General features: G+C 53.3%; 8 protein-coding genes. All 8 read right to left on the bottom strand.

Features of this window, described 5'->3' with window-relative positions; all coding sequences use genetic code 11:
• On the bottom strand, positions 1 to 461 hold a 461-nt coding region (gene pyrE / locus ACI3UA_RS07390), incomplete at its 3' end, for an orotate phosphoribosyltransferase (protein WP_439724175.1).
• Between the two features lie 11 nt (positions 462 to 472).
• Positions 473 to 1,189, bottom strand: a complete 717-nt coding sequence (gene pyrF / locus ACI3UA_RS07385; RefSeq protein WP_439724174.1) for an orotidine-5'-phosphate decarboxylase — start codon at positions 1,187 to 1,189, stop codon at positions 473 to 475.
• 96 nt (positions 1,190 to 1,285) lie between these two features.
• A complete protein-coding gene (gene carB, locus ACI3UA_RS07380) occupies positions 1,286 to 4,522 on the bottom strand; it encodes a carbamoyl-phosphate synthase large subunit (RefSeq protein WP_439724173.1) in 3,237 nt (1,078 codons plus the stop codon).
• A 3-nt stretch (positions 4,523 to 4,525) separates the two neighbouring features.
• Positions 4,526 to 5,599 (bottom strand): glutamine-hydrolyzing carbamoyl-phosphate synthase small subunit, encoded by a 1,074-nt coding sequence (gene carA / locus ACI3UA_RS07375; RefSeq protein ID WP_439724172.1) that lies wholly within the window; start codon positions 5,597 to 5,599, stop codon positions 4,526 to 4,528.
• A 160-nt stretch (positions 5,600 to 5,759) separates the two neighbouring features.
• Positions 5,760 to 7,049, bottom strand: coding sequence for a dihydroorotase (locus ACI3UA_RS07370; protein WP_439724171.1), 1,290 nt, complete (start codon positions 7,047 to 7,049; stop codon positions 5,760 to 5,762).
• Positions 7,046 to 7,993 carry an aspartate carbamoyltransferase catalytic subunit gene (locus tag ACI3UA_RS07365; protein ID WP_439724170.1) on the bottom strand — a complete coding sequence of 316 codons (948 nt, stop codon included), beginning with the start codon at positions 7,991 to 7,993 and terminating at the stop codon, positions 7,046 to 7,048. Before ACI3UA_RS07365 ends, ACI3UA_RS07370 begins: the two co-directional genes overlap by 4 nt.
• Before the next feature lie 230 nt (positions 7,994 to 8,223).
• On the bottom strand, positions 8,224 to 9,504 hold the full coding sequence (locus ACI3UA_RS07360; protein WP_439724169.1) for a recombinase family protein: 1,281 nt from the start codon (positions 9,502 to 9,504) through the stop codon (positions 8,224 to 8,226).
• Complete coding sequence (locus ACI3UA_RS07355) at positions 9,504 to 10,436, bottom strand: recombinase family protein (protein ID WP_439724168.1); 933 nt, start codon at positions 10,434 to 10,436, stop codon at positions 9,504 to 9,506. The genes ACI3UA_RS07360 and ACI3UA_RS07355 overlap by 1 nt, the downstream gene beginning before the upstream one ends.
• Between the last annotated feature and the right edge of the window lie 156 nt (positions 10,437 to 10,592).

Here is a 10,592-nt window from a genome sequence, read left to right as displayed (position 1 = left end):
CCGAAGGTTGCCTTGCCGCCACTGCGGTCTACCAGCATGCTGACAGCCACAGGGATACCGCCATGCTCCTTGACTACATCGATTACCTCACGGATGGAACCGCCGGTAGTCACGATGTCCTCCACGATAAGCACGCGCTCCCCCTCATGGAGAGTAAAGCCGCGACGGAATGTCATCTTGCCGTTCTCGCGCTCAGTAAAAATCGCGCGGGTGCCAAGTGCCTTGCCCGTCTCATGAGCCAGCAGGATGCCGCCGGTCACAGGGCCCACCACAGTCTCAATATTGGCATCCTTGAACTTCTCTGCCATGGCACGGCACAGCTTCTCAGTATAAACAGGCTTCTGCAATACATTGAATTTCTCCACATAACGCGGGCTGTGCAGGCCGGAGGTCAGAAGAAAATGTCCCTCCATAATCGCGCTGGTCTCAATCAGCAGATCCTCTACTTCCTTTTCAGTCATAGCGTCGCTCATTATTTTACACTCTCCATTTCTGCAATAATCTTTTCCGCCGCGTCCCTTGGATTTTCCGCCGCACGAATCGGGCGTCCCACCACCAGATGAGTAGAGCCGTTCTGCAGAGCGGCGGCCGGGGTGGCAATGCGGCTCTGGTCGTCCACACTGGCACCGGCAGGGCGTACTCCCGGCGTAACAATCATGAAATCAGCACCGCATGCCTCACGGATGGCGGCCGCTTCCTTCGGGGAGGCCACCACGCCATCAAGCCCGGCAGACTTTGCCAGCTTCGCCAGCCTTACCACCTGCTCGCGGATACTGCACTGCATGCCAAGCCCCGCCCAGTCTTCCTCATTGATGCTGGTAAGAATGGTAACCGCAATCAGCTTCGGGCATTTCACACCCTGCTCCTCCGCCAGCTTGTGCAGGCGGTCAGCGGCAGTCTTCATCATGGTATAGCCGCCACCGGCATGGACATTCAGGATGTCAGCCCCCTGAAACATCAGGGAGCACAATCCTTCCGCAGCCGTGTTGGGAATATCATGCAGCTTCAGGTCAAGAAAAACATTCTTGCCCTGCTCCTTCAGATATGCCACCGTTTTGGCACCCTCGCTGTAAAACAGCTCCATGCCCACCTTGTAAAAGCTCACGCTGTCACCCAGCTTTTCCACCAGAGCCTTCACATCGTCAAATTTATGAAAATCCAAAGCAACAATCAAACGATTATCAGCCATAAAATCCTCCACATCTCTCAAGACTAGCATCCACAGCTTCTGCCATCAAGCACGATATCCACGCCTGATATCTCAAGCTTAATATCTCAGGCCTGCTTACGCCAAATCGTCACCGCCGCCTACATAGTCCTGAATAGCCAGGCTGTAAACCAGACGGCGCTCACGCATAAAGGACAGAACCCGGAGCACCTCCCATGCAGTATCCAGGGAGGTCAGGCAAGGAATGGCATGCTCAACGGTAGCACGGCGAATCTTGAATCCGTCGTGAGCTACGTTCTTGCCCTGATTCTGCGTCATGGTGTTGATTACCATGTGAATACTGCCCTTCTTGATAAGCTGGATGATATCGGCACTGCGCTCGTGCATCTTGCCTACCACCTCGGCGTCAATGCCCATCTCCTGAATTGCCTTGGCACTGCCGGCGGTAGCCACCAGCTTGAAGCCCAGCTCGGAGAAGGCCTTTGCCAGCTGCTTCATTTCCTCCTTGTCCTTGTTTGCCACAGTAAAGAGGATACAGCCGTTCAGCGGAATGTTCATGCCTGCACCGGTGATTGCCTTGTACAGGGCGCGGGCATAATGGTAGTCAATACCCATAACCTCACCGGTGGACTTCATCTCAGGGCCGAGGGAAATATCCACATCAGCCATCTTGTTGAAGGAGAATACCGGCGCCTTGACAGCCACATAAGGCTTCGGCGTAACCAGCCCGGACTTGTAGCCCAGCTCCTTCAGGGAAGCCCCCAGGGCAACCTGGGTAGCCACATCCACCATCTGCACATCAGTTACCTTGCTGAGGAACGGCACAGTACGGGAGGAACGAGGATTTACCTCGATAACGTAAACCTCATCATTGGATACAACATACTGGATGTTCATCAGGCCCTTGACATGAAGCCCCACAGCCAGGCGCTTGGTGTAGTCAATGATGGTATAAATAATCTTGGAGGAAAGGGTCTGCGGCGGATACACGGCAATAGAGTCGCCGGAATGCACACCGGCACGCTCAACGTGCTCCATGATACCCGGAATTACCACGTCAATGCCATCGGAGATAGCGTCGACCTCCACCTCGGTACCCTGCATGTAGCGGTCAACCAGCACAGGATGCTCCGGCGTAACCTGCACGGCGCGCCCCATGTAGTCACGCAGCTCTTCCTCATTATAGACAATTTCCATAGCACGGCCGCCCAGCACGTAGGAAGGACGCACCATAACAGGATAGCCGATGTCAGACGCCCCGGCAATGGCATCCTCCTGATTGGTAACGGAAATGCCCCGCGGACGCGGAATATTGGCCTGGGTCAGCACCTCGTCAAAGCGCTCGCGGTCCTCGGCCCGGTCAATATCATTTACGGAAGTACCAAATATCTTGACACCGGCCTTGGAAAGAGCCTCCGCCAGATTGATGGCCGTCTGGCCGCCAAACTGCACGATAACCCCCTCCGGCTTCTCCTTGTCGATGATGTTCAGCACATCCTCTGCCGTCAGCGGCTCAAAATACAGCCTGTCAGAAATATCAAAATCAGTGGAAACCGTCTCCGGGTTGTTGTTGACGATAATCGCCTCAATGCCCATCTGGCGCAGTGCCCACACGGAATGCACGGAGCAGTAGTCAAACTCCACGCCCTGACCGATGCGGATAGGCCCGGAGCCCAGCACCATCACCTTGCGCTTCTTGCTGGAGGTATCCACCTCGTCCTCCTGGGCATGGAAGGTGGAATAATAATACGGAGTTGCCGCCTCAAACTCTGCCGCGCAGGTATCAACCATCTTGTAGCAAGGCAGGATGCCCATGGTCTTTCTGAGGGTGCGTATCTCATCAGCAGTCTTGCCGGCAACCTCCGCAATAGAGCGGTCAGCCAGTCCCACATCCTTGGCACGCAGCATCAGGCTAGGCGTGATTACCCCTTCCTTCAGCTCGTTCTCCACAGCGGCTATGCGGCTGATTTTACGCAGGAACCACTTGTCAATCCGCGTAATCTCGTGGATTTTCTCAATATCGGCAATGCCACGGCGCAGCACCTCGGCAATGACAAAGATCCGCTCATCGTTACAGCGGGCCAGATGCTTCATCAGCTTTGCATCGTCCCACTTGTCCATCTTGTCCATGTGCAGGCGGTGTACACCGATTTCCAAAGAGCGGACAGCCTTGAGGATAGCACCCTCAAAGTTCCTGTCAATGGACATAACCTCGCCGGTAGCCTTCATCTGGGTGCCCAGCGTCTTGTCCGCATAAACGAACTTGTCAAACGGCCAGCGCGGGAATTTTACCACGCAATAGTCAAGGGCAGGCTCGAAGCATGCCTTGGTCTTCTGGGTAACGGCATTGGTAATCTCGTCCAGACTGTAGCCGATAGCAATCTTGGCGGAAACCTTGGCAATCGGATAGCCGGTAGCCTTGGAGGCCAGTGCGGAGGAACGGCTGACACGAGGATTTACCTCGATAACATAATACTTGTTGCTGTTCGGGTCCAGAGCATACTGGGCATTACAGCCGCCCTCAATGCCCAGCTCGCGGATAATGCGGATGGAAGCACTGCGGAGCATCTGATACTCATGGTCCGTCAAGGTCTGGGAAGGAGCCACTACGATGGAGTCACCGGTATGCACGCCCACCGGGTCAAAATTCTCCATGTTGCAGACAGTAATGCAGTTGTCGTTGCCGTCACGCATTACCTCGTACTCGATTTCCTTCCAGCCGGCCACACTGCGCTCAATCAGCACCTGCCCGATCATGGAATACTTGAGGCCCTTGATAACGATATCAATCAGCTCATCCTCGCTCTCGGCAATACCGCCGCCAGTACCGCCCATGGTATAGGCAGGGCGCACAATCAAAGGATAGCCGATTTCATGGGCAAATGCCACCGCGGAAGCTACATCCTCAACGATGGTGGACTCAGGAATAGGCTCCCCCAGCTTGTTCATGGTTTCCTTGAACAGCTCCCTGTCCTCGGCGCGCTCAATAGCCTCAAGGGAAGTACCCAGAAGCTCCACATTGTATTTCTCAAGGATGCCCTGCTCCGACAGCTTTACGGCCAGATTGAGGCCTGCCTGTCCGCCCAGGGTAGCCAGAAGGCCGTCAGGACGCTCCTTGCTGATGATTTCCTCCATGAACTCCACTGTCAGCGGCTCAATATACACACGGTCAGCCATGTGGGTATCAGTCATGATGGTAGCAGGATTGCTGTTTACCAGCACAACCTCCAGACCTTCCTCCTTCAGGGCGCGGCAGGCCTGGGAGCCTGCATAGTCAAACTCCGCCGCCTGACCGATGATAATAGGGCCGGAGCCGATAACGATAACCTTTTTAATATTTTCCTTCTTTGGCACAGATTACTCCCCCTTATTCTCGCCTGTGAGCATAGTCCAGAACTGGTCGAACAGATACATGTTGTCATCAGGTCCCGGAGAAGCCTCTGGATGATACTGCACGCAGAACAGCGGCAGGGTCTTGTGGCGCAGGCCCTCGACAGTGCCGTCATTCACGTTGATATGGGTAACCTCCAGCGGCAAGTCCTTGAGGGAAGCCTCATCAACGGCATAGCCGTGATTCTGGGAGGAAATATGCACGCGGCCGTTCAGGAGGTTCTTTACCGGCTGGTTGGAACCGCGATGGCCGAATTTCAGCTTGTAGGTATCCGCCCCCATCGCCAGGGAAATCAGCTGGTGGCCAAGGCAGATGCCGAACATCGGCTTTTTGCCAATCAGCTTCTTCACTTCCCCGATAACCTCCGGCACATCCTTCGGATCGCCAGGGCCGTTGGACAGGAAAATGCCGTCCGGATTCATGGCGAGAACCTCCTCGGCAGAGGTATGGGCAGGTACAATGGTCAGATTACAGCCCAGATTATGCAGGGAATTCAGGATGTTCTGCTTGATGCCGAAATCCATTACCACCACATCAGGCCCGTTGTTTTCCATCTTATAAATCTCAGGCGTGGTAACCTCCTGCACTACTTCCTTCTTGATTGGCACAGCAAAAAGCTCGTCAATCTCCACCTTGGAAGCATCCTCAGGCACAATAATGCCCTTCATGCAGCCCACGGAGCGGATTTTGCGGGTGACAGCACGGGTATCCACGTTGTAAAGGCACGGCACCCCCTGACGGGTGAGAAAATCCGCCAGCTCGCTCTGCAGCTGCCAGTTGCTGCCCTCGTCGCACAGCTCGCCAATGACGAAGCCGTTGACAAAGGACTTTCTTGACTGCATGAACTTCTCTGCCACGCCGTAGTTGCCCACCAGCGGAAAGGTCAGGGTAACAATCTGGCGGCAGTAGGAAGGATCCGTCAAAATCTCCTGATAGCCGGTCATGCCTGTATTGAACACTACCTCACCGGTAGCCTTGATATTATTCAGTAAATTGCCTGTGAAAACGCTGCCGTCTTCTAAAATGAGCTTACCTTTCAAAATTACACCTCCGAAAATACCTCCGCAGCCGCGGCTGCGAAGCCTTGCCGAACATCATCTGCGCTCAGGCTGTCTATACAAGAACCCTGCTTAGAGCCATCTACGCTCAGGCTGTCCTATACAACAAAACATGCTTAGTGCCATCTGCACTCAGGCTGTCTTATACCAGCACCTCGCCGTCCTTCATTACCAGCCTGCCGTCTACAAAGGTCATTACCGCCCGGCCCTTCAGCTTGCGCCCTACAAATGGCGAATGTGAGCCCTTGGTATAGAACTTCTTGTCGTCCACAACCCACTCCAAATCAGGGTCTATTACCGTTATGTCAGCAGGCATGCCCACTGCCAGGCTTCCGGCATTGATGCCGAAGATACGGGCAGGAGCCGCCGTCATTTTCTCTATCATCATAGCGATGTCCAGCTTGCCGGCATGCACCAGATCAGTCAGCATGACGCCCACGGCAGTTTCCAGCCCCGGAAAGCCGCTCGGTGCATACATGTACTCCCTGTCCTTCTCCTCCTGAGCGTGAGGGGAATGGTCAGTAACAATGCAGTCAATGGTGCCGTCCAGAAGGCCTGCCAGCACGGCATCCACATCCTTCTGCTCACGCAGTGGCGGATTAATCTTGGTGGAGCTGTCAAAAAGCTCTACCAGATCATCAGTCATAGTCAGATGCTGCGGCGTAGCCTCGGCAGTGACCTTTACGCCCCTTGCCTTGGCCTGACGCACAATATCCACGGCACGGCCGGAGCTGATATGTGCCACATGCACTCTCGCATCAGCATACTCCGCCAGCATGATATCCCGCGCTACGGCAATATCCTCTGCCACGGTAGGACGCCCCTTCATGCCCAGCATAGCGCTCCTGTGGCTTTCGTTCATGACGCCTTCCTCAACCAGAGAAGTTTCCTCTTCATGGTTGATAATCACCTTGTCAAAGGTTCTCAGGTAGTCATAGCAGTTCAGAAGCACCTTGGCAGACCTGGTGAAATGCCCATCGTCAGAGAAGGCAATCGCACCGGCCTGCACCATATCGCCCATCTCGGCCATTTCCTCGCCCTGCTGTCCCTTGGTAACGGCACCGATAATCTCCACATGCACCACGGCATCTTCCTCGGCGCGCTTCTGCATAGCCTTTACCAAAGCGGAATTATCAATCACCGGCTTGGTATTCGGCATGGTTGCCACGCGGGTATAGCCGCCGGCAGCCGCCGCACGGGAACCGGAAGCAAAGTCCTCCTTGGCCTCCTGCCCCGGCTCGCGCAGATGAACGTGCATATCAATAAGGCCCGGCGAAACAATCCTGCCATCTGCCTCAAAAACCTCCGCACCGTCAGCAGACAGGCCCTCGCCTACAGCGGCAATCCTGCCATCCTCCACCAGCACATCGGCAACCTTATCTATCTTGTTGGCAGGATCAATCACCCTGCCGCCCTTAATCAAAACCTTCATACTTCCTTACCTCCAGTCAGTGCATGCGTCAAGATAGCCATACGGACAGCCACACCGTTCTGCACCTGCTCCTGAATAGCTGAATTGTCACCATAAGCAACAAACGGAGAAATCTCCAATCCCTTGTTCATCGGCCCCGGATGGAGAATGAGCACATCCTTCTTCGCCAGCTCCAGACGGGCATTATTGATGCCGAAGATGCGGGCATACTCCCTTGGCGATGGGAAAAGCCCTGCCTTCTGGCGTTCCAGCTGGATGCGCAGTACATTTATCACATCCGCATCCTTGATGGCATCCTCCACCCGGTCATGGACATAGATGCCGTCTTCCTCAAAGAGATAGCGCGGCAGCAAGGTCTTCGGCCCGGCCAGATGTACCTCGATGCCCATCTTGCGCATGCCCTGAATATCGGAGCGCGCCACGCGGCTGTGGGTAATATCGCCGAGAATGGCGGCCTTCAATCCCTCAAACCGCCCCTTCTTCTCCATGATGGTAAAGAGGTTCAGAAGCCCCTGGGACGGATGGGCATGAGCGCCGTCACCGGCATTGATAATAACAGGACTGACTACCTTGGAAGCATACTCCGCCGCTCCCTCTGCCTTGTGGCGCATGATGATGGCATCCACGCCCATAGCCTCTACCGTGTAGAGGGTATCGCGCAGGCTCTCGCCTTTGACAATGCTGCTGGTACCGGCCGTGATGTTCACCACATCAGCGCCCAGGTACTTGCCTGCCAGCTCAAAAGAAGAACGTGTTCTGGTGCTCGGCTCATAAAAAAGCGTCACGATGGACTTGCCTCGCAGGGCAGGCACCTTCTTGATATCACGGTGAATGATATTCTTCATTTCCTTGGCAGTTTCCAGAACAGTCTGGATTTCATCAGCAGAGAAGTCGGCCAGTGCCAGAACATCCTTGCCTCTGAGGGACACGCTATTTTTCCCCAAAGCAATCACTCCTTTTCCGTTTATCACCGCCCTCTGCAAAAAGCTCAGGCGGAATTCCTCAAGTGTCCTAAAAAGAAAAAGCTCTCTCGCACCCGAAAAGGCACAAGAAAGCCATCCGCTTTTTACGCACTCAAACTCAAAATATCAGCTTCCTTTATCAGCCTCACAGGACTAATTTCAAAGGCCATATTTACTTTCACAAGAAATTTTAGCATACAGTATGCCAAAAGTCAATTACTATCATATCCGCCCTGCGGTTTCAGCTCCACAACAATGCTGTCATTCCCCACCAGTACGCATTTTACCAGCCGCCTGGTGCACAAATCATCGTACTCTTCACACAGGCGGCTATCAGGCATCTGCCCATTGAGCGCCTTCACTACCGCCGCCTGAATATATTTTTCCTGCACAGCTTTCATGGCGCAGAACTCCCTGCCGTGGGCAATTCTGCCGCTGCAGCGCCACACTGCCATCGTGCGCGGCTTGTACCAAGTGACCCGCTTCAGCACAGAACCACAGCCTGCACATCTGCAGATGCCTGACAGGGCATACCTGCCCTTGTGCATTGACCCGTGCCTGATAAGCTCCCACCGCCGCTTGCGTTCTGCCTGCACCCTGGCAAACATTTCCCTGCTAATGATAGCCTCATGATTATCTTCAATATAATACTGCGGCTCCCGCCCATCATTTTTTATCCGTTGCTTGCGCAGGATATCCACTGTGACGGTTTTCTGCAACAGTGCATCCCCGGCATATTTCTCATTGGCCAGAATCCCCCCTATGGTGCTCACCGACCATTTTTTATGCTCTGCTCCCGTCAGCACGCCATCGCGCTCCAATCCTGCCGCAATCTGATTCATGGTATATCCGTCGAGATACTCCCGGAAAATTCTTCTCACCACCTTCGCCTGCTCCCTGTCTACCACTAGATTGCCCAGCGCATCCTTGTCATAGCCCAAAAAGCACTTGTGATTTACCATCACTCTTCCCTGCTGATATCTGAACTTCAATCCCATACGAACATTCCTGCTCAGTGATTCGCTTTCCTGCTGGGCAAGGGAGGCCATAATCGTAATCAATATTTCACCTTTTATATCAAAAGTTCTGATATTTTCCTTTTCAAAGATTATTTCTGTGCCGCAGGCCTGCAGCTTCCGAATATAGTGCAGGCAGTCCACGGTGTTTCTGGCAAAACGGCTTATGGATTTGGTGATGACAATATCTATTTTCCCTGCCAGACAGTTTTGTATCATCTGCTGAAAGCCCGTCCGCTTCTCGGTATTGGTGCCGGAAATCCCTTCATCCGCAAAAATCCCCGCCAAACTCCAGTCAGGGTGGTTGGAGATATACTCCGTATAATGCTCTATCTGCGCCACATAGCTATTTTCCTGCTCATCAGAATCCGTGGACACCCTGCAATATGCGGCCACATGCTTTGGCATATCTGCCCCGGCCTGCCGTCCCGGCTCCTGCCCTGACCTGGTTGCCGGTATAACTGTCAGCCTCGACATCAGTATCGCCCCGCTTTCACGTCCTTGCCGACAGTATTCAGCTTGACGGCACGCTTCTGATATTCCAGCTGTGTCCTGAAAAAAATCTCACGGCTTATGATGGCCTTATGGTGATTTCTATGATAATACATGGGCAGCTCACCGCTGTTGGGCCTGTTCTGATAACTGCCGTCATTAAAGGATTTCTGATACAGTGCATCGCCGGTGTACTTTTCGTTCCGCAGGATAAATTTTATGCTGTTGACATGCCACCTTTTCCCTTTGCGGGTACGGAATCCCCTGCTGTTGATGGTATTTGTAATGATATAGGGCCCACAGCCTGCCGCCGCCAGCGAAAAAATTTCCTGCACGACCACGGCCTCCTCCGGCTGTACCATCAGCACCCCATTTTTTATTTTGTACCCGTAGGGCGAGATACTGCTCCGATAAGTGCCACGGCGAAAGCTCTGCCTTATACCCCATTTAACATTATCTGAAATGGACACCGATTCATTCTCTGCCAGCGCACTAAAAATCGTCAGCAAAAATTCATCTTCAAGCTGGCGTGTACAGATTTGTTCCTGTTCAAATATGATATATACCTGATGCCTGGCCAGTTCCCTGATGCTTTCAAGGCAATCAACGGTATTTCTGGCAAAGCGGCTAACAGATTTAACAATAATCAAATCAATTCTGCCCTTCCGCGCATCCTGCATCATCCTGCAAAAGCCGCCGCGCCTGCTGATACTGGTGCCCGTAATGCCTTCGTCATAATAAATACCGGCATACTGCCACTCACTGTTACTGCGTATATAGTTTTGATAATGTATCCGCTGATTCTCCAGACTATCCAGCTGTTCAGACTGGCTGGTAGATACACGGCAGTACGCGGCCACGCGCAGCCTCACCCCTTCTCTAAATTTTGTCTGACTGATTACCTTGACACTTTTCATTTTATCTTCCTCCAAAAAATATTGTGAAAACACTTTCTTAATATATCACAATACATCACACAAAATTCAATCTCCCACAGGAACCTTCATCAGAGCACGTCCACCCCAGAACGGTAGCTCCATGATGAAGGTTGCCGAGGGTGCTGTAAGCTCCAC

This window comes from Anaerovibrio sp. (genome assembly GCF_051866355.1).
GTDB lineage: Bacteria > Bacillota > Negativicutes > Selenomonadales > Selenomonadaceae > Anaerovibrio.
This window is presented reverse-complemented; position numbering and strand designations above follow the sequence as displayed.

What these genes read in the sequence shown, in the direction of transcription:
- ACI3UA_RS07355 (WP_439724168.1), bottom strand. Translation starts at nt 10,436, where the DNA reads ATGAAAAGTGTCAAGGTAATCAGTCAGACAAAATTTAGAGAAGGGGTG.
- ACI3UA_RS07370 (WP_439724171.1), bottom strand. Translation starts at nt 7,049, where the DNA reads ATGAAGGTTTTGATTAAGGGCGGCAGGGTGATTGATCCTGCCAACAAG.
- pyrF (WP_439724174.1), bottom strand. Translation starts at nt 1,189, where the DNA reads ATGGCTGATAATCGTTTGATTGTTGCTTTGGATTTTCATAAATTTGAC.
- ACI3UA_RS07360 (WP_439724169.1), bottom strand. Translation starts at nt 9,504, where the DNA reads ATGTCGAGGCTGACAGTTATACCGGCAACCAGGTCAGGGCAGGAGCCG.